The organism is Lysobacter sp. yr284 (genome assembly GCF_900107375.1).
GTDB lineage: Bacteria > Pseudomonadota > Gammaproteobacteria > Xanthomonadales > Xanthomonadaceae > Lysobacter.
This window is the reverse complement of record NZ_FNPT01000001.1, coordinates 714,058-736,043: the sequence shown is the minus strand read 5'-3', so window position 1 is coordinate 736,043 and position 21,986 is coordinate 714,058. Positions and strand designations below refer to the sequence as shown.

16 protein-coding genes are annotated in these 21,986 nt (G+C 72.3%); 7 read left to right on the top strand and 9 right to left on the bottom strand.

The genetic code is table 11. The features are described 5' to 3' along the window. Positions 1-222: 222 nt before the first annotated feature. Complete coding sequence (gene mutS, locus BLV01_RS02980; RefSeq protein WP_254782485.1) at positions 223-2,826, bottom strand: DNA mismatch repair protein MutS; 2,604 nt, start codon at positions 2,824-2,826, stop codon at positions 223-225. 322 nt (positions 2,827-3,148) lie between these two features. Between mutS and BLV01_RS02975 the strand changes: the two genes are divergently transcribed. Beyond that, a complete protein-coding gene (locus BLV01_RS02975) occupies positions 3,149-4,255 on the top strand; it encodes an efflux RND transporter periplasmic adaptor subunit (protein ID WP_091793893.1) in 1,107 nt (368 codons plus the stop codon). Next, positions 4,252-7,332, top strand: a complete 3,081-nt coding sequence (locus BLV01_RS02970; protein ID WP_091793891.1) for an efflux RND transporter permease subunit — start codon at positions 4,252-4,254, stop codon at positions 7,330-7,332. The genes BLV01_RS02975 and BLV01_RS02970 overlap by 4 nt, the downstream gene beginning before the upstream one ends. A 13-nt stretch (positions 7,333-7,345) precedes the next feature. On the opposite strand, the gene BLV01_RS02965 is transcribed toward BLV01_RS02970, so the two are convergent. From BLV01_RS02965 to BLV01_RS02950, 4 genes are all read right to left on the bottom strand, one after another. Further along, a complete protein-coding gene (locus BLV01_RS02965; protein WP_139178409.1) occupies positions 7,346-7,660 on the bottom strand; it encodes a hypothetical protein in 315 nt (104 codons plus the stop codon). Positions 7,661-7,892: 232 nt separating this feature from the next. Then, complete coding sequence (locus BLV01_RS02960; RefSeq protein ID WP_091793887.1) at positions 7,893-8,363, bottom strand: hypothetical protein; 471 nt, start codon at positions 8,361-8,363, stop codon at positions 7,893-7,895. A gap of 163 nt (positions 8,364-8,526) precedes the next feature. After that, positions 8,527-9,291: a DJ-1/PfpI family protein gene (locus BLV01_RS02955; RefSeq protein WP_091793885.1), complete on the bottom strand. Its 765-nt coding sequence runs from the start codon at positions 9,289-9,291 to the stop codon at positions 8,527-8,529. A 103-nt stretch (positions 9,292-9,394) separates the two neighbouring features. Continuing rightward, positions 9,395-10,180, bottom strand: a complete 786-nt coding sequence (locus BLV01_RS02950; protein WP_091793883.1) for a TSUP family transporter — start codon at positions 10,178-10,180, stop codon at positions 9,395-9,397. A gap of 636 nt (positions 10,181-10,816) precedes the next feature. On the opposite strand from BLV01_RS02950, the gene BLV01_RS02945 reads away from it, so the two are divergent. The 3 genes from BLV01_RS02945 to lnt are packed head-to-tail and all read left to right on the top strand — an operon-like array spanning position 10,817 to position 15,082. Continuing rightward, positions 10,817-11,905, top strand: a complete 1,089-nt coding sequence (locus BLV01_RS02945; RefSeq protein ID WP_217633429.1) for a hypothetical protein — start codon at positions 10,817-10,819, stop codon at positions 11,903-11,905. A gap of 28 nt (positions 11,906-11,933) precedes the next feature. Continuing rightward, positions 11,934-12,593 carry a hypothetical protein gene (locus tag BLV01_RS02940; protein WP_091793881.1) on the top strand — a complete coding sequence of 220 codons (660 nt, stop codon included), beginning with the start codon at positions 11,934-11,936 and terminating at the stop codon, positions 12,591-12,593. Between the two features lie 44 nt (positions 12,594-12,637). Beyond that, positions 12,638-15,082 (top strand): apolipoprotein N-acyltransferase, encoded by a 2,445-nt coding sequence (gene lnt, locus BLV01_RS02935; protein ID WP_091793879.1) that lies wholly within the window; start codon positions 12,638-12,640, stop codon positions 15,080-15,082. A gap of 24 nt (positions 15,083-15,106) precedes the next feature. On the opposite strand, the gene BLV01_RS02930 is transcribed toward lnt, so the two are convergent. After that, the gene (locus BLV01_RS02930; protein WP_091793877.1) at positions 15,107-16,060 is read right to left on the bottom strand and encodes an AraC family transcriptional regulator; all 954 of its coding nucleotides are present in this window, start codon (positions 16,058-16,060) and stop codon (positions 15,107-15,109) included. Between the two features lie 89 nt (positions 16,061-16,149). Between BLV01_RS02930 and BLV01_RS02925 the strand changes: the two genes are divergently transcribed. After that, positions 16,150-16,983 carry an oxidoreductase gene (locus BLV01_RS02925; RefSeq protein WP_091793875.1) on the top strand — a complete coding sequence of 278 codons (834 nt, stop codon included), beginning with the start codon at positions 16,150-16,152 and terminating at the stop codon, positions 16,981-16,983. Between the two features lie 154 nt (positions 16,984-17,137). After that, entirely contained in the window at positions 17,138-18,553 is a 1,416-nt protein-coding gene (locus BLV01_RS02920; protein ID WP_091793873.1) for an amino acid permease, read from the top strand. Between the two features lie 75 nt (positions 18,554-18,628). Here BLV01_RS02920 and BLV01_RS02915 read toward each other — a convergent pair whose 3' ends face one another. From BLV01_RS02915 to BLV01_RS02905, 3 genes are all read right to left on the bottom strand, one after another. Further along, the gene (locus BLV01_RS02915; RefSeq protein WP_139178407.1) at positions 18,629-18,910 is read right to left on the bottom strand and encodes a hypothetical protein; all 282 of its coding nucleotides are present in this window, start codon (positions 18,908-18,910) and stop codon (positions 18,629-18,631) included. A 326-nt stretch (positions 18,911-19,236) separates the two neighbouring features. Continuing rightward, complete coding sequence (locus tag BLV01_RS02910; RefSeq protein ID WP_175485747.1) at positions 19,237-20,259, bottom strand: M15 family metallopeptidase; 1,023 nt, start codon at positions 20,257-20,259, stop codon at positions 19,237-19,239. 214 nt (positions 20,260-20,473) lie between these two features. After that, positions 20,474-21,964: an MFS transporter gene (locus BLV01_RS02905; protein ID WP_091793866.1), complete on the bottom strand. Its 1,491-nt coding sequence runs from the start codon at positions 21,962-21,964 to the stop codon at positions 20,474-20,476. Positions 21,965-21,986 lie beyond the last annotated feature (22 nt).

The window sequence follows — 21,986 nt, the reverse complement described above, 5'->3', positions numbered from 1 at the left end:
CTGGGGTGTGTGGCTCGCGGCGGGGTTGCGGCGGTCACAGATTGCGCGGTGGCTGGGACGGGAGCATCGCGGCTGAAGCCCCTCCCACAACAGCGATGCGCGGGTGTGGGCAGGGCGATGCGCTCGTTGTTGTGGGAGGGCCTTCAGGCCCGATGCTTTTTTGTCCGATCGTCGCGATCCGACCGAAAGGCATCGGGCCTGAAGACCCTCCCACTGCAGTGTTCAGGCCAGCGCCTTGATCCGGTACAACGCCTCCAGCGCCTGCTTCGGCGTCAACTCGTCCGGATCGACCTCGGCCAGCGCGTCCAGCGCGGCCGACGACGGCGCGGCGAACAGGCCGAACTGCTGCGGCGCATCCAGCGCGGCCTTGGCGAACGACGGCTTCGGCGTCTCGCGGCCTTGGTTTTCCAGTTCGATCAGACGACCGCGCGCCTGCTTGACCACCGACTTCGGAAGCCCCGCCAGCGCCGCCACCTGCAAGCCGAAGCTGCGGTCGGCCGGGCCGTCCTTGACCGCGTGCATGAACACCAGTTGCTCGCCGTGCTCGACCGCGTCCAGATGCACGTTGGCGATGCCGTTGCCGGGTTCGGCCAGGGCGGTGAGTTCGAAGTAGTGGGTCGCGAACAAGGTGTAGGCGCGGTTGTGGTGGGCCAGGTGGCGCGCGCAGGCCTCGGCCAGGGCCAGGCCGTCGTAGGTCGAGGTGCCGCGGCCGATCTCGTCCATCAGCACCAGCGAGCGGTCGCTGGCGTGGTGCAGGATGTAGCTGGTCTCGCTCATCTCGACCATGAAGGTCGACTGGCCGCGGGCGAGGTCGTCGCCGGCGCCGATGCGGGTGAGGATGCGGTCGACCGGGCCGATGACCGCGCGCGAGGCCGGCACGAAGCTGCCGATGTGCGCGAGCAGCACGATCAGCGCGTTCTGGCGCATGTAGGTCGACTTGCCGCCCATGTTCGGGCCGGTGATGACCAGCATGCGGCGGCCGTTGCTGTCGTCGAGCACCAGGTCGTTGGGCTCGAACGGATCGTTGCGCACCGCCTCGACCACCGGATGGCGGCCGCGCAGGATGCACAGGCCCGGCGCGTCGGTCAGTTCCGGCTGCGACCAGTCCAGGCTGGCGGCGCGTTCGGCGAAGCCGCACAGCACGTCGAGTTCCGACAGCGCCGCGGCGCAGCGCTTGAGCGGTTCCAGGCGTTCGTTGAGCGCGTCGAGCAGTTGTTCGTACAGCAGCCGCTCGCGCGCCAGCGCGCGTTCGCGCGCCGACAGCACCTTGTCCTCGAACTGCTTGAGCTCTTCGGTGATGTAGCGCTCGGCGTTGCTGAGGGTCTGGCGGCGGGTGTAGTGGGTCGGCGCCTTGTCGGCCTGGGCCTTGCTGACTTCCAGGTAGTAGCCGTGGACGCGGTTGTAGCCGACCTTGAGCGTGGGGATGCCGCTGGCGATGCGCTCGCGCGCTTCCAGGTCGACCAGGAACTGGTCGGCGTTCGTCGACAGCGTGCGCAGCTCGTCGAGCTCGGCGTCGTAGCCGGGCGCGAACACGCCGCCGTCGCGCGCCAGCACCGGCGGCTGCGGCACGATCGCTTCGGCCAGCAGGTGCGCGTGGGCGTCGTGCTCGCCGAGTTCGTCGGCCAGCGCGGTGAGCCGCGGCGCGTCGAGCGGGCGCAGCAGGCCGCGCACGTCCGGCAGCAGGCCCAGGCCGTCGCGCAACGTCGACAGGTCGCGCGGGCGCGCGCTGCGCAGGGCGATGCGCGAGAGGATGCGCTCCAGGTCGCCGAGCGCGCGGAAGCGTTCGCGCACGTCGTCGCCGGCGCGGCTTTCGATCAGCGTGCCGACGGATTGATGGCGGTGGCGCAGCGCGGCGCGGTCGCGCAGCGGCCGGTGCAGCCAGCGCCGCAGCAGGCGCCCGCCCATCGGCGTGACCGTGCTGTCGAGCACGCCGAGCAGGGTGGTGCGGCTGTCGCCGTCGATGCGGCTGTCCAGTTCCAGGTGGCGGCGGGTAGCGGCGTTCATGGCGATGGCGCCGTCGCCGGATTCCACCGCGATCGAAGTCAGGTGCGGCAGGCGCTGCTTCTGGGTTTCCTCGACATAGCCCAGCAGCGCAGCCGCCGCAGCGACCGCCAGCGGCTTGTCTTCCAGGCCGAAACCGGACAAGTCGTGCAGGCCGAAGAAGCGCAGCAACTGGCGGCGGCCGCTGTCGACGTCGAACAGCCACGGCGCGCGCCGGCGCACGCCGTTGCGCTGCGCCACGAACGGCGCCCAGCCGTCTTCGTCGGGCATCAGCGTTTCGGCCGGCTCCAGCCGCGCCAGTTCGGCTTCCAGCGCGTCTTCGGTGGCCACTTCGTTGACCAGGAAACGGCCCGCGGCCAGATCGGCCCAGGCCAGGCCCCAGCCGTTCTTGCCGCGCGAGACCGCCAGCAGCAAGGTGTCGCGGCGCTCGTTGAGCAGCGCCTCGTCGGTGACCGTGCCGGGGGTGATGATGCGCACCACCTTGCGTTCGACGATGCCCTTGGCCAGCGCCGGATCGCCGATCTGCTCGCAGATCGCCACCGACTCGCCCAGCGCCACCAACCGCGCCAGATAGCCCTCGGCGGCGTGGTGCGGCACGCCGGCCATCGGGATCGGCTGGCCGGCCGAAGCGCCGCGCTGGGTCAGGGTGATGTCGAGCAGGCGCGCGGCCTTGCGCGCGTCGTCGTAGAACAGTTCGTAGAAATCGCCCATGCGGAAGAACAGCAGCACGTCGGGGTGCTCGCTCTTGGCGGCGAAGTACTGCTTCATCAGGGGGGTGTGTTCTTCGGCGCCCTTGCTGGCGCTGGATTTCTGGGTTTTCTGCATTTGATTCAACGATTTAGATGATTTCGGCGCAGCGAATTGCCGACCAGTATGGACAATCGCGGCCGTCCAGACACGCCCGGCCCGCTGCGGCGCCGGCGTTGCGGCCGCCGCGCCGGGTTTGAGTCGGCGGCGCCAGGGCCCGCGCCGCGCGGAGTGGGGCGCGCATGGCGCGGCGTATGCGCCATCCTCGCGCCGCGGCAACGTCGCGGACTTTAATAACTTCTAAATCCGCCACACTAGGCTGCCGCGATCGCTGCGACGCCGGCGGCGCCTGCCTCGCCGGTCCGCGCGCGGCCCATTCCATGCCTCTGACGAAGCCCCGATGCCCTCAACAATCCGCTGGTTCGCCCTGATCGCTGTGTGTGCGGGTTTGTCGGGCTGCGGGGGCAAACCGGACGCGGCGGCCGCCGATGCCGCCGGCGGCGGCGCCGATGCGTCGGCGCTGGCGGTCTCGCTGAGCCAGGCGCGGCTGCAGCCGGTGCAGCGCTCGGTCAGCGTGTCCGGCCCGGTGTCGGCCTACGAGGAGATGCTGCTGGGCGTGGAGCTCAGCGGCCAGCGGGTGACCGCGCTGCATGTCGATGTCGGCCAGTCGGTGCGCCGCGGCCAGGTGTTGCTGGAACTGGATCGCCGCACGCTGGACAGCGAGCTCGCCCAGGCGCAGGCCAGCCTGAAACAGGCCCAGGCCTCGCTGACGCTGGCGCAGGTGAACTACGACCGCGGCGCCAAGCTCGCCGCCACCCAGCTGATCAGCGCCAGCAGCCTGGACGAGCTGCGCGCGACCCGGGTGCAGGCCGAGGCGCAGGTCGCCACCGCCCGCGCCAGCCGCGATGCGGCCGGCTTGCGCCGCGATTTCGCCGAACTGCGCGCGCCCGCCGACGGCGTGGTGTCCAAGCGCCTGGTGCAGCCGGGCCAGGTGGTTTCGGCCGGCGCCGAGCTGCTGCGGCTGATCCGCGACGGCCGGCTGGAATGGCGCGCCGAACTGTCCGAGGCGCAGTTGGCCGACGTCGGCGTCGGCGACCCGGTGGAACTGGCGTACGGCGCCCAGTCCGTCGCCGGCCGCATCCGCGCGGTCAGCCCCGGCGTCGATGCGCAGACCCGGACCGGCACCGTCTACGCCGACCTGCCGCAGCCCGGCCCGCTCAAGCCCGGGGTCTTCGTCGAGGGCCGCATCGTCACCGGCGACGGCCAGGCGCTGATGGTGCCCAGCGCCGCGGTGGTGCAGCGCGACGGCCACAGCTATGTGTTCACGATGAAGGACGCGCACTCGGTGCAGCGCCGGCGGGTCGGCACCGGCCAGACCGCGCGCGGCGGCATCGAGATCGTCGACGGGCTCAAGCCGGGCGAGCGCGTGGTCAGCGGCGGCGCCGGTTTCCTCGGCGACGGCGACCGCGTGCGGGTGGTGCCGGCGGCCGCGGAGCGCGCGCCGTGAATTTCTCCGCCTGGGCGATCCGCCGGCCGCTGCCGGCGATGATGGTGTTCTTCGTGCTCTGCGTCGCCGGACTGTGGGGCTTCCACCAGTTGCCGGTGGCGCGCTTTCCGGACATCGCGTTCCCGATGACCACGGTCACGGTGACCCAGCCGGGCGCCTCGCCGAGCCAGCTGGAGGCCGAGGTCACCCGCAAGATCGAGGACTCGGTGGCCACCGTCACCAACGTCAAGCGGGTGATGTCGACGGTCAGCGAGGGCGTGAGCACCACCCAGATCGAGTTCCAGCTCGAAGCCGACCTGGCCACCGCGCTGGACGACACCCGCGACGCGGTCACCCGCATCCGCACCGACCTGCCGCAGGACATCCAGGAACCGGTGATCTCCAAGGTCGAGATCGGCGGCTCGCTGATGACCTACGCGTTGGTGGCGCCGCAGATGAGCGCGGACGAGGCCAGCTGGTTCGTCGACCGCGAAGTCGCCCGCGCCATGTACGGCGTGCCCGGCGTGGCCCGGGTCGCCCGGGTCGGCGGCGTGGATCGGCAGGTGCGGGTGGACATGGACCCCAACGCCTTGCTCGCCTACGGCGTCACCGCCGGCGCGGTGTCGCGGCAGCTGGCCGCGATCCAGGTCGAGCGCGCCGGCGGCAAGGCCGAGCTGGACGGCGCGCAGCAGACCATCCGCACCCTGGGCACGGTCGCCGATGCCAAGGCGCTGCGCGATTACTCGATCAGCCTGCCCGACGGGCGCGCGGTGCGGCTGTCCACGCTGGCGCGGGTCAGCGACGCCGCCGCCGACCCCAGCGAAGCGGCGTTGCTGGACGGCCGCGACGTGGTCGCCTTCTCGATGTCGCGCACGCGCGGCTCCAGCGAGGTCAAGGTCGAAGCCGGCGTGCACGCGGCGCTGGACCGGCTCAAGGCCGGCCATCCCGGCATCGATTTCCGCCTGGTCACCACCGCCATCGACGAGACCCACCGCTCCTACGATTCGTCGATGACCATGCTGTGGGAGGGCGCGCTGCTGGCGCTGCTGGTGGTGTTCGCGTTCCTGCGCAACTGGCGCGCGACCTGGGTGTCGGCGCTGGCGCTGCCGCTGTCGATCATCCCGACCTTCGCGGTGATGTACTGGTTCGGCTTCACCTTGAACCTGATCACCCTGCTGGCGTTGTCGGTGGTGGTCGGCATCCTGGTCGACGACGCCATCGTCGAGATCGAGAACATCGTGCGCCACCTGCGCATGGGCAAGCCGCCGCTGGAGGCCGCGCGCGAGGCCGCGGGCGAGATCGGCAACGCGGTGATCGCGACCTCGCTGACCCTGGCGGCGGTGTTCGTGCCGGTGGCGTTCATGCCCGGCATCGCCGGCAAGTTCTTCCGCGAGTTCGGCTGGACCGCGGCGACCGCGGTGCTGTTCTCGCTGCTGGTCGCGCGCCTGCTCACCCCGATGATGGCGGCCTACCTGCTCAAGCCGCACGGCGAGGAGGCCGGCGACACCCGGCTGATGCGCTGGTACCTGGGCTGGGTCGATGCCGCGCTGCGCCATCGCGCGCGCACGCTGTGGATCGCCACCGCGCTGTTCGTCGCCTCGCTGGCGCTGGTGCCGCTGATCCCGGCCACCTTCATTCCGCAGTCGGATCTGGGCCGCAGCAACCTGAGCCTGGAACTGCCGCCGGGCACGCGCCTGGAGGAAACCCGCGCGGTCGCCGAGCGCGCGCGCGCGCTGCTCAAGGACATGCCCGAGCTCAAGCAGGTCTATACCGCGATCGGCAGCGTGCTGGACCTGGGCGATCCCTCGACCACCGGCGTGCCGGACGTGCGCAAGGCCACCTTGGTGCTGGACTGGGGCTTGGCCGACGGCCGCGAGCGCGACCAGCGCGCGCTCGAGCGCGACGCCCGCGCGCGCCTGGCCGACCTGGCCGGGGTGCGGGTGAGCTATGTCAGTTCCGAGCCCGGCAACCTGCTGCAACTGGTGCTGTCCGGCGACGATCCGCAGCGGCTGCAGGACGCCTCGATCGCGCTGGAGCGCGATCTGCGCGCGATCCCGGGGCTGGGCAGCGTGACCTCGTCGGCGTCGCTGCTGCGGCCTGAAATCCAGATCGTGCCCAATCCGGCCCGCGCCGCCGACCTGGGCGTGGCGACCGCCGACATCGCCGAGGCCGCGCGCATCGCCACCGCCGGCGACTACGAACAGCGCCTGGCCAAGCTCAACCTGCCGGACCGGCAGATTCCGATCCGGGTCGGCTTCGCCGAGGCGACGCTGGCGAATCCGGCCTTGATCGGCCAGCTGCGCGTGCCCGGCCGCAACGGCCCGGTGCCGCTGGCGGCGGTCGCCGAGATCCGCATGGGCAGCGGCCCTTCGCAGATTTCGCGCTACCAGCGCCAGCGCAACGTGACCCTGACCGCCGAACTCAACGGCCGCCCGCTGGGCGAGGTCATGGAGACGGTGCAGGGGCTGCCGGGCGTCAAGCAACTGCCGCCGGGCGTGAGCTTCCTCAACACCGGCGACGCCGAGGTCTTCGTCGAACTGTTCGTCGGCTTCCTGCTGGCGATGGCGGCGGGGCTGGCGTGCATCTACATGGTGCTGCTGCTGTTGTTCAACCACGCGCTGATGCCGCTGACCATCCTCACCGCGGTGCCGCTGTGCGCCGGCGGCGCGTTCGGCGCGCTGCTGCTGACCCAGAACATGCTGTCGCTGCCGGCCCTGATCGGCCTGCTGATGCTGATCGGCATCGCCACCAAGAACTCGATCCTGCTGGTGGACTACGCGGTGATCGCCGAAGACGAGCACGGCATGACCCAGCACGATGCGCTGATCGACGCCTGCCGCAAGCGCGCCCAGCCGATCGTCATGACGACGCTGGCGATGGGCGCGGGCATGATGCCGATCGCGCTGGGGTTCTCCGGCGACTCCAGCTTCCGCGCGCCGATGGCGATCGCGGTGATCGGCGGCCTGATCACCTCGACCCTGCTCAGCCTGATCGTGATTCCGGCGGCCTTCACCGTCATCGACGACCTCGGCGAATGGCTGACCCGCAAGTTCCGCCACCGCTCCTCGCACCCGGCGCCGCCGGCGGCGTCGGGCTGAGCGCGGCGCGGACTCAGCGGGGCGGGCGTGCGAGCGCGGCGGCGAGCCGGGCCCGCGCGCGCGCGAGTTCGCCGGCCAGGGCTTGATAGCCCGACGCGCCGGCGGACATCTCGCCCAGCACCGCCGCGACCGCTTCGGCGGCGGCGACCGCTTCGCGACAGGCGTCGGCATCGGCCGTCTGCGCGCATGCGCAGGGCAGGGGCCGCAGGCGCGGCCAGCGTTCGCGGTACGCGGCGGCGACGCGCATGAGTTCGTCGTAGCCGGGCTTCACCGCGGCGCGGTCGTCGAAGTGCAGGGCGGCGTCGATGGCGTCCGCGCGCGCGTCCAACTCGGCCAGGAAACGGGCCAGATATTGGGCCAGGTACTCGGCCCGTTCCTCGCACGTTCGTTCGCAGTCCGCCGCTGCGCGTGCGGGCGCTCGTTCGTCGGTCATCTGGCGGCGCCTGTCGCTGCGGGAGTGCGGCCGTCAGCTTGGCGCCGCGCGGCCCGCGCGGCAATCGGCGCGCGCCGGCGCCGCCGCGGCGGACGCAGGCGCCGCGCCGCGGCGGAGCGCGCCAGGATCAGGCGTTGCGCGGATCGAGTTGGCTGATCGCCGCCAGCGACAGCCCCTGGGTCGGCCCCGGCGGCTGCGCCTGCGACATCGGCACGCCCTCGCAACGCGATTCGGCGGCGCGCTCGGCGGCGTCCTGGGCGGCCTGGGCCGAGCGGCCGGCGGCCGCGGCCGCATTGCCGGCTTCCTCGTGCGCGCTCAACTGGGCGTCGCTGGCGATCATCCCGCCGATCGCATCGTCGACCGCCTGCGCGGCGTCCGCGGCGGCCTTGGCGGCCTGTTGCGCGGTCTCGGCGGCCTGCTTGGCGGCGGCCGGATCGTTGCAGGCCCGCGCCGCGGCGGCGGCCGCGTCGGCGGCTTTCTGCGCCGCGGCGGTGGCGTCCTGCGCCAGCGCGCCGACCTGCGCCTGGCTGGCGGCGTTGGCGTTGCTGGCGGCGTCGGAATCGCCGACGCCGGAGGCGCCGGAAAAAGAATCGGCCATGGGTACGCTCGTTGTGGTCCGTTCGGACAGGGGGATGGCGCGCGGGGCCGGCGCCGCAGTCCGAACCTAATCCCGGCCGGCGCGCGGCGGCACTGGGGATGGCCCTAGATCGTCTTGCGCAACGCGGCGGGTCGCGCGCCCGGCGGTCGCGGCGCCGCCGGCGTCATCGCGCCAGGCCGTTGAGCGCCGCGAACGGATCGTCGCCCGGATCGCTGTTCCAGCGGTACTCGGCGCCGTTCGCCACCCGCGTCGCGGTATCGCCGCCGAACAGCTTGGCGATCAGCGCCAGCGACATGTCCATTCCGGCCGAGATTCCCGAGGAGGTGAAATATTTTCCGTCCTCGACCCAACGCGCGCGCTCGATCCAATCGACCTTGGGCCCCTGCGCGGTGGCCCAGGCGAAGGCGCGTTTGTTGGTGGTGGCCTTGGCGCCGTCGAGCAGGCCGGTACGGGCCAGGATCGCCGCGCCGGTGCAGATGCTGGCGACATGCGGCGTCTTCAGCGCCAGCGCCTTGACCGCTTCGACCAGCGCGGCGTTGTCGACTTCGCGGCGCGTGCCCATTCCGCCGGGAACCAGCAGCACGCCCAGGTCGGGCGCGTCGGCAAACGCGTGGTCGACCGCGACCGCCGGCCCCGCGCTGCTCGCGACCAGGCCGGTCTTCTGCGCGATGACCACGATCCGCAGCCGATCGCGCAGGGCGCCGAACATTTCCAGCGGGCCGAACACGTCGAGCAACTGGAAGCCGTCGAAGACGACCATGCCGACCCGCATGAGATCCTCGCCCGCGCCGGTTGCGACGTTTGCGCCGCCTGCTGGCCGCGCGGCGCCCGTCGTCAACGCGACCGCCGAGGCGGCCAGGCCCAGGTGGAGCAGGGCCGCCCGCCGCGAGCGCCCGTTGAGGTCCATGCCGCCAGTGAGGTCGTTCATCGCATCGCTCCAGTCCGGCTTGCGACTGTAGAGACGCGGCGGCGCGGGCCGGATGCGGCAGAACGCCACAGACCGCGCGCGCCTGCGCGCGGCGCGCGCGTCTTCAGAACAGGCCCAGCAGCGAGCGGGTCAGCGGGTTGGCCGGGTCCGACAGCAACTTGGCGGTCAGCAGCAGCGACATGACCAGCAGCAGCGGGCGGATCGCCCGCGCGCCGACGCGCAAGGCCAGGTGCGCGCCGAGTTGGCCGCCGAGCACGCTCGACAGCGCCATCAACAGGCCCAGGGTCCACAGCACCTGGCCGCCGACGATCAGGGCGAGCAGCGCGGCGACGTTGCTGGAGAGGTTGAGGAACTTGGTGTGCGCGGTGGCCGAGACCAACCCCATGCCGAACAAGGCGACCAGCGCGGTGGTCAGGAACGCGCCGGTGCCGGGGCCGAAGAAGCCGTCGTAGAAGCCGATCGCGGCGACCAGGCCGATCAGCGCCGCGGGGCCGAGGCGGCTGTGGCGGTCTTCCTCCGAGGCTTTGGGCGCGAGCGCGAAATAGACCACCATCGCGATCAGCAGCACCGGGATCAGCCCGGTTAGGAAAGCCGGGGACACGCGTTGCAGGGCCAAGGCGCCCAGCGCGGAGCCCGCGAACGCGGCGAGCGCGGGCTTGCGGAAGCGGCGGAAATCGATCCTGCCCTTGCGCGCGAACGCATACACGGCGCTGGCGGTGCCGAAACTGCTCTGCAGTTTGTTGGTGGCGATCGCGGCGACCGGTGGAATGCCCGCGGCCATCAGCGCCGGGATCGTCAGCAGTCCGCCGCCGCCGGCGAGCGCGTCGATCACGCCCGCCACGAACGCCACCGCCATGAGCAGCGCAATCACTTCGATGCCGAATTCCATACTTGACCTGAAAGCGTGTACAGCGGCGTCGGAGTCGATGCGGCCTTATGCGCCGATTATGAAGCAAACCGCACCGCCCACTGCGCCGCCGGCGGGCGCGGCGCGAACAGGCCGCGCCGATCCGATGCGGGATCCGGCGGTGGCGGGGCGGCGCCGCGTTCTCGCCCGGACAGCCTCGCACCGGGGGCATGCGTCAAGGCCGCCGCGGCGGTTCGCGCAGCCGGCCGACCGGTCCGCTGCCTGCATCGCCGCGGCGGGCCGCGATGCTCGCCCGGCGCCTCGACTTGCGTGCGCGCTGCGGCGTGCGCGCCATCGCGATCGCGAAAACGTGATGCAGCCCGGTGTGGCTGTTGCAGCGCACATTGCGCCGGCTCGAAACCGTACGCTAGCGTCCGGGGGGCGATGACAGGGGCGGCGCAGCGGCATCGCAGGCGGCCCGTCGTTGAGGCCCGTCGCAGATCGGCCACGGCGGCGCCGGCCCCGGCCGGGTTGTCATGAGTCGGACTTGTCGTGAAGCGAGCCTGCGCACGGGGCTCGCGCTGTATCGCCCGTATCGCCCAGCTTCTGCCTTCCGCACTTTCTCATCGGACGCCCGCGGGCGTCCGCCGCGCACATCATCTCGAAGGGGAATTAAGGATGAAGACTCTGTTCCGCAACAACGCGGGGCGGTTGCTCCCGGCTGCGGCCCTGTTCGCGCTCTGCGCACCGGCCATGGCCAGCACCTTGAACCAGAACGTGTCGTGGACCATCGACCGGGCCGGCACCAGCACCGTCTACCGCACCGTCGCCTACGGCGATTCGATCTTCGCCGGCTACAACGGTTCGATCAGCAACGCGGCCAAGTACTCGGCGCCGACGGTCGACGCCGAATATCTGTCCGCGCGCTGGAACGCCGACATCGAGAACGTCCGCCGGGCCAAGTCCGGCGCGGTGGCGCGCGATGTCTACGAGAACAAGATCGTGGCCGAGCGCTCCTACATGCAGGCCGCCTCGACCCGCGCGGTGAGCTTCGAGATGTGCGGCAACGACGGCCTGCAGGCGCGCACCGCGTTCAAGGAACAGACCGGTACCTGCAACTACGCCGTGCTGGATTCGGCGGTGAACTCGTGCAAGACCTACGTGGCCGCGGCGATGGACTACATCAACGCCAACGCCCACGCCAACGTCAAGCTCAAGGTCGTGTCCAACCTGTACTACCCCGGCTACGCCGCCGACAACGTGCAGAGCTCCTGCCGCGACGCCGCCACCGGCCAGACCGTGAGCCTGCGCGACAAGTTCCTGCCGGCGATCGCCAAGATGAACTACTGGACGTGCGAGTACGCGCGCCAGAAGGGCTTCAAGTGCGCCGACAGCTTCGCCCAGTACATGGGCGCGGACTACGACAGCAACGGCGACGGCCAGATCGATGCCGACGCGCTGCGCTACGTGGCCGGCGAGACCGAGGCCAGCTACGTCAACCGCACCTCGGTGACCCTGCGCGCGACCTTGCGCGACGCCAACACCAAGTTCGTCTCGTCGTCGAGCTCCTACGACTACATCCAGTCCGACGACACCCACCCGACCTACACCGGCGGCACGGTCTCGGCCGGCCTGTGGGGCGGCACCACCGGCAGCGGCGCGTCGCGTTATCCGACCATCAACAGCGGCCGCAACCCGATCTGGAACCAGTACGGCCACGAGCGCATGGGCTGGGCCTTGTCGGTGTACCAGCCGGCGAGCCCGTGAACCGCGCGCACGCCCAGGGCATCGCGCCATGACCGAGCGCAATCGCGCGCAGGCTTCGCCGTCGCGTGCGGACGGCGCGGGCCTGCGCGTGATCGCGAAACCGGTAAAGGCGCGCGATGGACGGCGATGGGGCGCGGCCTGCGTGGCCGTCGCCGTCGCCGGCGCGCTGGCCGGCTGGTGGCTGTGGCCCGCGCGCGGCGCCAACGCCGGCGGCATGCCGCCGGCGCGCGCGCAACACGATGAAGCGGCCGCGCGCGTGGGCGGTTCGCCGCCCGCGGCCGACGCCGCACCGCGACCGGAACCGCCGGCGATGCCGAGCAACGATCCCGACGACCTCGCCGCGTATTTCCGCCCCGGCGATCCGGAGCCCACCGGCGCGCAGGTCATCGAAGCCTTGAACCAGGCCGGCGTGCGCACCGGCATCGGCGCGTTCAATCCGCCCGGCACCAGCCCGCCGCTGGCCGGGCTGGCGGTGCCCGACGGTTACGAACTGCCGACCGGCTACGTGCGCCATCACCAGGTGACCGACGAAGGCGTGCCGATCGAACCGGTGCTGATGTTCGCGCCGGGCTTCGTCCTGCGCGACGCGCGCGGGCAGCCGATCGCGATGCCGCAAGACCGGATCGTGCCGCCGGAACTGGCGCCGCCGGGCATGCCGCAGCGCAAGATCGAGATTCCCCGCCACTGACCCCGCGACACGGAGCGTTCGATTTGGTCCAGGAGCGGTCGTCCTTGTCCCGCTGGCGCGGTCTGGCCGGCATTCTCGCCACTGCGGTCCTGCTCGGCCTGTACGCCCGCGGCGGCCTCGCCTGGGGCCTGGGGTTCGTCGCGCTGGTGCCGTGGTTGCTGGCGCTCGGGCGCGGCGCGAGCCTGCGCGGCGCGCTGGCGAGCGGCGCGCTGATGAGCGTCGCCTTCGTCGCCGCGGTGTTCTATTGGTTCGGCGCGGCGATCGGCGCCTACCTCGGCGTGGGCGCCGGCGCGGCGACCGCGGCGCTGCTGGCGCTGGCGCCGCTGATGCAACCGCAATGGCTGGCCTTCGCGCTGGCGCGGCAGTGGGCGGGACGACGTTATGGCCCGGCGCTGCGCGCGCTGGCGGCGACGTCGGCGTGGTTGGCTTGCGAGTGGCTGGTGCCGAAGTTGCTCGGCGACACCCTCGGCCACGGCCTGTATCCGTCGGCGGCGTTGCGCCAGGTCGCCGACCTCGGCGGCGCGGCGGGTCTGACGGCGCTGCTGCTGCTGGTCAACGAGGCGTTCGCGACGGCGCTCGAACGGCGCCGGCAGGGCCTGCGCGCGCTGGCGCGGCCGCTGACGGCCGCGGCGCTGATCGTGGCGTGCATGGGCGGCTACGGCATGGTCCGGCGCGCGTCGCTGCTGGCGCCGCCGGTGGAAGCGCCCTCGCTGCGCGTGGCGATGGTCCAGGCCAGCATCGTCGACTACGAACGCCTGCGCGCGCGGATCGGCGCGCAGGCCGTGGTGCGCAAGGTGCTCGACGCGCACTACGCGCTGTCGGCCTCGGCGATCAACGACCACGGCGCCGACGTGCTGCTGTGGTCGGAAACCGTCTATCCCACCAGCTTCGGCCATCCGCGCAGCCAGGCCGGCGCCGAATTCGACCGCGAACTGCAGGGCTTCGTCGATCACGCCGGCGTGCCGCTGGTGTTCGGCACCTACGACCGCGACGCGCTGGGCGAATACAACGCGGCCGCGTTCCTGGAGCCGGGCAAGGGCCTGCTCGGCATGTACCGCAAGACCTATCCGTTCCTGCTGACCGAATACGTGCCGGCGTGGCTCGACGGCCCGCGGTTGCGCAGCGCGCTGCCGTGGACCGGCGGCTGGCGTGCGGGCGACGGCGCGCGGGTGCTGCCGCTGCGCAGCGCCGACGGGCGCGAGGTCCAGGTGGTGCCGCTGATCTGCCTGGACGACGTGCATCCCGGCCTGGCCATCGACGGCGCCCGGCTCGGCGCGCAGGCGATCGTCGGCATGTCCAACGATTCGTGGTTCACCGATTACCCGGTCGGCGCGCGCCTGCACCTGACGGTCGCGGCGTTCCGCAGCATCGAGACCGGGCTGCCGCAGGTGCGCGTCACCAGCAACGGGCTCAGCGCGATCATCGACGAGACCGGCGAGGTGCTGGCGCACACCGCGACCGGCGACCAGGCGGTGCTGACCGCGACCATCGGCGCGCGCGACCCGGCGCCGACGCTGATGGTGCGCTGGGGCGATTGGGTCGGGCGCGCGGGCGCGGCGTTCCTGCTCGCGCTGGCGGCGCTGGCGGCCTGGCAGTCGGCGCGCCGCCGCGCCGACGCGGCGCCGGCGCGGGTCGAGACGGCGGTCGAGGTCGTGGTGCTGACGCCGCCGTGGCGCGCGCTGGCCGGCGCGATGCGGCTGTGCGCGGGCCTCGGCCTGGCGTTGCTGGCCTACGACATGCTGACCCGCATCGGCTTGCAGATTCAGTCGCTGGCGCAGTTGCGCTGGTTCGCCGCGGCGGTGTTGGCGCCGATCGCGGCCGCGTGGGCCATCGGCCGCGCGTTCGCCGCGCAGGCGCGGGTCGAGGCCGGGGTGTGGGTGCTGGAGCAGCGTCGGCAACGGATCGAACTGCCGCTGGCCGCGCTCGCCGCGCTGCGGCCGTGGCGCCTGCCGCTGCCCGGCCGCGGCGTCGATGTGCGCCTGGCCGAAGGCCCGCGCTGGACCCGCAGCCTGGCGCTGGCGCGCCCGCAGTCGCTGCATCGCCTGCTGGCCGCCGGCGGCGCGCCGGTCCGCTGGGAAGGCCGCTTCGCCGCCGCCTGGGCCGACTGGGCGCAGGCCCGCGCCGACGCGTATCGGCGCCGGCTCGACCATCCGCTGGCCAAGTTCGCGCTGTTCCCGCTGCTGCTGGCGCTGGTCGCGTTCCGCCTGCATCAGGTCATCGCCTTCGGCGGCACCTTCGGCGAGTACTACAGCTACGGGCTCGGCGCGTATCTGAGCGGATTGCTGATCTGGTGGGCGTCGTGGTCGATCGGCTTGATGCTGCTCGCGGCGGTGCTGCGGATCGGCATCGAGGCCGCGGTGGCTCCGAGCCTGATCGTGCGCGCCACCCAGGCCGCGGCGGTGCGCGACGCGCTGGAATGGCTGGGCCGGGCGGTGTTCTATCTCGGCGTGCCGGCATGGTTGGCGTGGCGGTTGCTGTCGGCGGGATGAGGCGGGCGCGGCGCCGGCGCGGATTCAATGCGAGGAAACGAACGCCGCGCCGGGCGGCGGGCGCGGCAGGGCGAAGCTCGCGCGCATGCGCCGCACTTCGCGCGCCGGGGTCAGGCCGAACAGGCGCTTGAACTCGCGGTTGAACTGCGAACTGCTTTCGATCCCCACCGCGTGGCACGCGGCCGCCGCGGTCATGCCTTCGCGCACCATCAGCAGGCGCGCCTGGTGCAGCCGGATCGATTTGAGGTATTGCATCGGCGAGGTGCAGGTCACGGCCTTGAAGTGGCTGTGGAACGACGGCGCGCTCATGCCGGCCTCCTGCGCCAGCCGGGCCACATCCAGCGGTTGCGCGTAGCCGGCGTGGATGCGCCGCAGCGCCTTGCCGATCTTGCCGAAGCGGCCCTGCATGGCCAGGGCCGAGCGCAGGGTCGGGCCTTGCGGGCCGGTGAGGATGCGGTAATACAGCTCGCGCAACAGCTGCGGGCCCAGCACCGCGGCTTCGACCGGATCGGCCAGGCCCTGGAGCAGGCGCAGCAGCGACAGCTGCATCGCCTCGTCCAGCGGGCTCGACAGCATGCTCTGCGGCTCGGCCTGGTCGTGGCCGCCGCCGTGGCGGCCGATCTCCAGCGTCAGCTCCGCGGCCAGCGGGAAGTCCAGGTGCAGGTACAGCGCCAGCAGCGGCGCTTCGGCGCTGGCGTCGGTTTCCATCGCGAACGGTACCGGCACCGACACCGCCAGATACTGGTGCGCGTCGTAGACGTAGGTGCGCTGGCCGAAGTAACCGCGCTTGCGGCCCTGGAACACGATCACGATGCCGGGATCGTAGAGCACCGGCGTGCGCGCCAGCGGCCGGTTCGAGCGCAGCAGGCGGACACCGGCCAGGGCGGTCGGGTTGTAGCCCTCCAGCGGCGCCAGGGACTGCGCGAGCGGGGCCAGGGCGGTGGCCCGAGGGGGAGCGGGAGGTTTGGCGGGGCTCATAGGAATAGGCAATTTTACCAGCGTCGCGCGCCTTATCCGGCCGGCGATTCTTGCCTATTGTGCACTCCACTTCGTCCTGGAGCGCATCGATGCAAGCACCCAAATTGATCCTGATCACCGGCGTCGGCAGCGGCTTCGGCCGCGCGCTGGCGCAGGCGGCGCTGGCGGCCGGGCACCGCGTGGTCGGCAGCTTGCGCGATGCCGGCGCGGCGCGCGCGTTCGAGGCGCTGGCGCCGGGACGCGCGCACGCGCGGCTGCTCGATGTCACCGACTTCGACGCGATCCCGGCCGTGGTGGATGCGATCGAAACCGATGTCGGCGCGATCGATGCGCTGGTCAACAACGCCGGCTACGGCCACGAAGGCGTGTTGGAGGAGTCGCCGCTGGCGCAGCTGCGGCGCCAGTTCGAGGTCAACGTGTTCGGCGCGGTGGCGATGATGAAAGCGGTGCTGCCGGGCATGCGCGCGCGCCGCCGCGGCCGCATCCTCAACATCACCTCGATGGGCGGATTCATCACCATGCCGGGCATCGCCTATTACTGCGGCAGCAAGTTCGCGCTGGAAGGCATCAGCGAAGCGCTGGGCCAGGAAGTGAGCGCGCTGGGCATCCATGTCACCGCGGTGGCGCCGGGCTCGTTCCGCACCGACTGGGCCGGCCGCTCGATGGTGCGCACGCCGCGCTCGATCGACGACTACGACGCGGTGTTCGACCCGCTGCGCGAGCGCCGGCAACAGGCCAGCGGCCAACAGCTGGGCGACCCGGACAAGGCGGCGCAGGCCATGCTGCGGATCATCGACAGCCCCGCGCCGCCCGCGCACCTGTTGCTGGGCAGCGATGCGCTGCGGCTGGTGCGCGAGAAAACCGTGGGGCTGCTGCAGGAGTTGGATCGCTGGGAAGCGGTGACCCGCTCGACCGACGGTTGAGGTCGCGCGTTGGGGCCGGCCCGGCGGCGAACCGGCGCGCGGACCGCGATGCGGTTGTGCGGACTTCCGCATCGCAACCGCGCAAGCGCGACTAGTCCGGCGCGCCGCGCCGGTGCGAGCATCGCCGGGGTCGTCCGCCGCCGCTGGAGCTTCGATGAGCCTCGCCGCCCGCCTGTTGCGCCGCAAGTCGGTCGAACAATTGCAACGCCAGGCGCAAGCGCGCGGCGAACTGCAGCGGGTGCTGGGGCTGTGGCATCTCACCGCGATCGGCCTGGGCGGGATCATCGGCGTGGGCATCTTCGTGCTGACCGGCACCGTCGCCGCCGGCCACGCCGGGCCGGCGGTGGTGCTGTCCTTCCTCATCGCCGGCATCGCCAGCGCCGCGGCGGCGCTGTGCTACGCCGAGTTCGCCGGCCTGATCCCGGTCTCGGGCAGCGCCTACACCTACGGTTACGCCGTGCTCGGCGAATTCGCCGGCTGGCTGATCGGCTGGGACCTGTTGCTGGAATTCGCGCTGATCGCGGCGGTGGTGGCGGTGGGCTGGTCGGGCTATGTGCAGGCCTTGCTGGCCGCGGCCGGGGTCGAGCTGCCGCTGTGGGCGCGCGGGGCGTACTTCGGCGACGTGCCGGGGCAATGGGTGAACCTGCCGGCGGTGTTCGTGGCGCTGGCGATCACTGCGCTGCTGGCGTTCGGCACCCAGGCCGGCGCGCGCTTCAACACCGTGGTGGTGGCGATCAAGATCGGTGCGGCGGTGTTGGTGATCGCCGCCGGCGCGGCCTTCGTCGATCCGGCGCGCTGGCAGCCGTTCATGCCGTTCGGTTTCGGCGGCGTGGTCACCGGCGCCTCGATCGTGTTCTTCGCCGTGTTCGGCTACGAGATGATGACCACCGCGGCCGAGGAGGCGCTGGATCCGCAGCGCGATCTGCCGCGCGCGGTGGTGCTGTCGCTGGCGATCGCGATGACCTTGTACGTGGGCATCTGCCTGGTGCTGACCGGGATGGTGTCCTACGCCACGCTCGGCAACGATGCGCCGGTCGCCAACGCCTTCGCTGCGGTCGGCCAGCCGAAAGTGATGGTGGCGATCTCGCTGGCTTCGATATGCGGCATCACCAGCGTGATCTTCGCCAACCTGATGGCCGGCGCGCGGATTTGGTTCGCGCTGGCCCGCGACGGCCTGCTGCCGGCGTGGTTCGGCCAGGCCCACCCGCGCTGGCGCACGCCGTGGCGCACGACCTGGCTGATCGGCGCGGTGGCGGCGCTGGCGGCGGGATTGTTCACCCTCGAAGAGCTGGCCAAGCTGGTCAACATCGGCGTGCTGTGCGCGTTCGTGGTGATCTGCAGCGCGGTGCTGGTGTTGCGCCGGACCCGGCCGGACCTGGAGCGGCCGTTCCGCACGCCGTGGATGCCGTGGGTGCCGCTGATCGGCATCGGCTTTTCGCTGTGGCTGATCTCTGGATTGCCGTGGGTCACCTACGAGCGTTTCGCGCTGTGGTTGCTGGCCGGGTGCGCGGTGTACTTCGGATACGGTATCCGCCACAGCCGGCTGGCGCGCGCATCCGCCGACGCCTAGAGCGCTGAGTGCGCGCCGGTCGAATCGAGCTCGGCCGAAGCGCCGCCGCCGGCGGCGCGCCTGGATGCGCCGCGCTCAGCGCTGGCCGCTGGCGGAATGGCCCTGGATCTGCGCCGCGCCGGGCGCGTAGCGCGCGGCCTGCGCCGCTTCGGCGGCTTCGTCGGGCGGATCGGCGGCGAACGCCTGCGCCGGTTCGGCCGCCGCCGCGCACGGCGACGCCGCCGGCGCCGCGGCGCTGGCCTGGGCGTAGTCGCGTGTGTGGCACGAGGGCAGGAACGCGGCCGCTAGCAGGCAGGCGCCGGCGATCAACGCGGCCGCGCTCGGAGGCGTAAGGGCTACGCCGAGTGTGGTTTTCATGCGATACCGAGGAAGTGTGGCGGGTGCGGCCGCTGCGGCCGCGGTGCGCGTTCGGACGCGCTTATGCGTTTGCGTGGCTGGCGCTTGTGCGGGTGGCGCGTAGCTTGATGGCGCGATGCGGCTGCTGCATGTGCAAGACGTCCCCCTCATCCCGCGGCGAGGATCGCACGCGAAGTGCGGCATTGCACGCGAATGCGGCGACGGCCGCCAGCTAGGAGCGACCCTAGAGGGCAGGAGATGGCGAGTAGTGGACAGGAGTCAGCGAGCGCCGGCGCCGTCGCCCCGGCTTTTGCCGTCTCCTGTGTCCCGACCGCGATCTGCCGCTTTCAACGGCCCAGGCCGAGGTTGTTCCAGACCTGCTGCACGCCGCCCTGGCGATAGGCCGGCAGCATCGTGCGCGCTTCGCCGGCGCCGAGGCCGGGGTGGTACTCGACGTGCGGACGGTCGGTGATGCCGCGCCAGTTGCCGCCCCATTCCAGGCCGTTGGCGGCCGCGATCTCGCCGTAGCGGTCCCAGTTGCCGTTGTCGGGCCAGCTCGGCTGGCCGCGGGCGTCGTTGAAGGCCACGTCCGCGGCCAGCCCGTAGTTGTGCCAGGAACTGCCGCCGGTGGCGTTGGTGACGATCCGGCCCGGCGCGGTGCGGCCCTGCGCGTACAGCGCGTTTTGTTCCTCGACGCTGCGGAAGGTGTCGGTGACGCGCATGTCCATGCCTTCGCGGCGCGCCTGCGAGATCACGGCCTCGACCCGCTGGCTCAGTTCGCGGTTGAGGTCGGCGCTGTCCAGGCGCGCGTTGGGATCGGCGGCGTGCAGATCGACCAGGTTGCGCATCTGCCCGGCCGCGTCCGCCTCGCGCAGTTGCACGCGGGTGTTGATGTCGTCGTAGACGCTGCGCGGCGCGGTCTCGCCGTTGAGCCGCACCTGGCCGTCGTTGCGGATGCTGCCGGCGACCTGGCCGTCGGCGCCGACCAACTCACCGTTGCGGATGTCGTAGGTCTGCCCGTCCAGGGTCAGGGTGCCGGCATCGGGCGTCAGCGCGCTCGGCGTGGCCTGCGGGTCGAGGGTCTGTTCGGCCACGCCCTGCAGGTAGGTCGCAGTGGCCAGGTTCGGCGCGGCGTTGAACGCGTCCAGCGCCTGCACCTGCTGTTCGACGCTGAGCCGGGCGTAGTTCGGATCGGCGGTGAGCGCGGCCAGCGCGGCCGCGGCCTGGGGATTGTTCTCCAGCGCGTCGTCGATCTCCTGCGCGCGGGTTTCGGCCGCGGTCGGCGCGGTTTGCGCGGCTTGCGAAGCGGAGGCGCTGTCTTGAGTGCTGGAACTGCCTGAGCTGCCTGAAGCGCCGTTGACGCTGTCCATGGGCCGGTCTCCTGGTCGTGCGCCGTCGCGGCGGAACGCAGCTGCGCGCGGCGGCGGTGGGCGTAGCGTCCATTGCAGGCGTTGCGGGCGCGCGCGGCCAGCTAGGAACGACCCTAGGACCGGCGTGCGACGCGCATCGGCGCTGTGTCGCAGGTCACGCATCTCATGCGGCGTTGCGGTCCGCGCCGACGCAGCTCGCGCCAGCTGCCGCGCATCACGCGCCGGGCGCGGTCTCGGCCAGCTCGGCCGCGTGCGCGGTGCGCGGCCGGATCCAGGCGTAGCACAGCAGCGCCAGGGCGATGCCGGCGGCGGCGAAGAAGAACAGTTCGGCGTAGGCGTCGCGCAGCAGCGCGCGGGTCGCGGCGGGCAGCGTCTGCGCGGCGGCGCTTTCGCCGCCGCCGAGCAGTCCGCCGGCGAGCGCGCCGCCGCCGAGGCGGACGTGGGCGACGATCATCGCCGAGCCGGCGGCGACCACGACCGCGGTGCCGAGGGTGCGGCTGAGCGCCATCGCCCCGGTCAGCGCGCCGAGTTGCCGCGCCGGCGCGGCGTTCTGCGCGACCGCGTTGACCGTGGCCGTGCACGGGCCGATGCCGAACGCGACCACCGCGAGCAGGGCGCTGACCGACCAGGCGCTCAGTTGCGAGGCCAGCGCGCCCATCAAGGTCAGGGTCAACGCGGCGATCGCCAGCCCCGGCAGCACCGGCCGCTTGTAGTCGCCGCTGCACGCGGCGGCGCGGCCGCCGATCAGCGCGCCGGCCGCGCCGGCGATCAGCGCCGGCACCAGCAACGCGCCGGACACGGTCGGGCGCAGGCCGTGGCCGAGCTGCCAGTACGCCGGCATCAGCACCGCCACCGCGATGTAGAAGCCGTACAGCAGCAGGCTCGCGGCCAGGGCCGGGCCGATCGCCGGATCGCGCAGCCACGCCGGCGCCAGCAGCGGGTCGGCGCTGCGGCGCTGGCGGGCGAGGAACACCGCGCCGGCCAGCAGCGCGGTCGCCAGCGCGGCGAGCACCGGCGCCGACAGCCACGGATGGCGCGCGCCGCCCCACGACAGCGCCAGCAGGAACGCGCCGGTGGCGACGGCGAACAGCGCGGTGGCGGCCAGGTCGATGCGGCCTTCGCCGTGGCCCGGGCCGAGCGCGCGCAATCCGGGCGCGCCGATCCACAGCACCAGCGCGCCCAGCGGCAGGTTGATCCAGAAGATCGCGCGCCAATGCAGCCAGTCGCTGAGCGCGCCGCCGAGCAGCGGGCCGATCAGGCCGGCCGCCGCCCACACCAGGGCGAAGTAGCCGGCGTAGCGGCTGCGCTGGGCCGGGCCGGCGAGCTGCGCGACCGCGGCCTGCGCGACCACGATCAGGCCGGCGCCGCCGATGCCCTGCACGGCGCGTCCGCCGATCAGCGTGCGCATGTCCGGCGCCAGCGCGCAGATCGCCGAGCCCAGCGCGAACAGCGCCATGCATGCGCGCAGCAGCGCGCGGCGGCCGTGCAGGTCGCTGAGCTTGCCGATCACCGGCGTGGCCGCGGCGGTGGCGAGCAGGTAGGCCGACAGCGCCCAGCCGAGCAGGTCGAACCCGGCCAGGTCGCGCACGATCGCCGGCAGCGCGGTGGCGACGATGGTCTGTTCCAGCGCGCCGAGGAACAGCGCGAGCAGCAGGCCGGTGAGCAGGCGCGAATGGCCGGCGAGGGCGGGCGAGGGGGCGGGCATGGCCGGTCCTTGGAAGGTGGGA

Excerpts from the sequence above, each read along its gene's own strand:
- mutS (WP_254782485.1), bottom strand. The coding sequence starts at position 2,826 with ATGCAGAAAACCCAGAAATCCAGCGCCAGCAAGGGCGCCGAAGAACAC.
- BLV01_RS02975 (WP_091793893.1), top strand. The coding sequence starts at position 3,149 with ATGCCCTCAACAATCCGCTGGTTCGCCCTGATCGCTGTGTGTGCGGGT.
- BLV01_RS02960 (WP_091793887.1), bottom strand. The coding sequence starts at position 8,363 with ATGGCCGATTCTTTTTCCGGCGCCTCCGGCGTCGGCGATTCCGACGCC.
- BLV01_RS02955 (WP_091793885.1), bottom strand. The coding sequence starts at position 9,291 with ATGAACGACCTCACTGGCGGCATGGACCTCAACGGGCGCTCGCGGCGG.
- BLV01_RS02950 (WP_091793883.1), bottom strand. The coding sequence starts at position 10,180 with ATGGAATTCGGCATCGAAGTGATTGCGCTGCTCATGGCGGTGGCGTTC.
- BLV01_RS02945 (WP_217633429.1), top strand. The coding sequence starts at position 10,817 with ATGAAGACTCTGTTCCGCAACAACGCGGGGCGGTTGCTCCCGGCTGCG.
- BLV01_RS02940 (WP_091793881.1), top strand. The coding sequence starts at position 11,934 with ATGACCGAGCGCAATCGCGCGCAGGCTTCGCCGTCGCGTGCGGACGGC.
- BLV01_RS02930 (WP_091793877.1), bottom strand. The coding sequence starts at position 16,060 with ATGAGCCCCGCCAAACCTCCCGCTCCCCCTCGGGCCACCGCCCTGGCC.
- BLV01_RS02925 (WP_091793875.1), top strand. The coding sequence starts at position 16,150 with ATGCAAGCACCCAAATTGATCCTGATCACCGGCGTCGGCAGCGGCTTC.
- BLV01_RS02920 (WP_091793873.1), top strand. The coding sequence starts at position 17,138 with ATGAGCCTCGCCGCCCGCCTGTTGCGCCGCAAGTCGGTCGAACAATTG.
- BLV01_RS02915 (WP_139178407.1), bottom strand. The coding sequence starts at position 18,910 with ATGAAAACCACACTCGGCGTAGCCCTTACGCCTCCGAGCGCGGCCGCG.
- BLV01_RS02910 (WP_175485747.1), bottom strand. The coding sequence starts at position 20,259 with ATGGACAGCGTCAACGGCGCTTCAGGCAGCTCAGGCAGTTCCAGCACT.
- BLV01_RS02905 (WP_091793866.1), bottom strand. The coding sequence starts at position 21,964 with ATGCCCGCCCCCTCGCCCGCCCTCGCCGGCCATTCGCGCCTGCTCACC.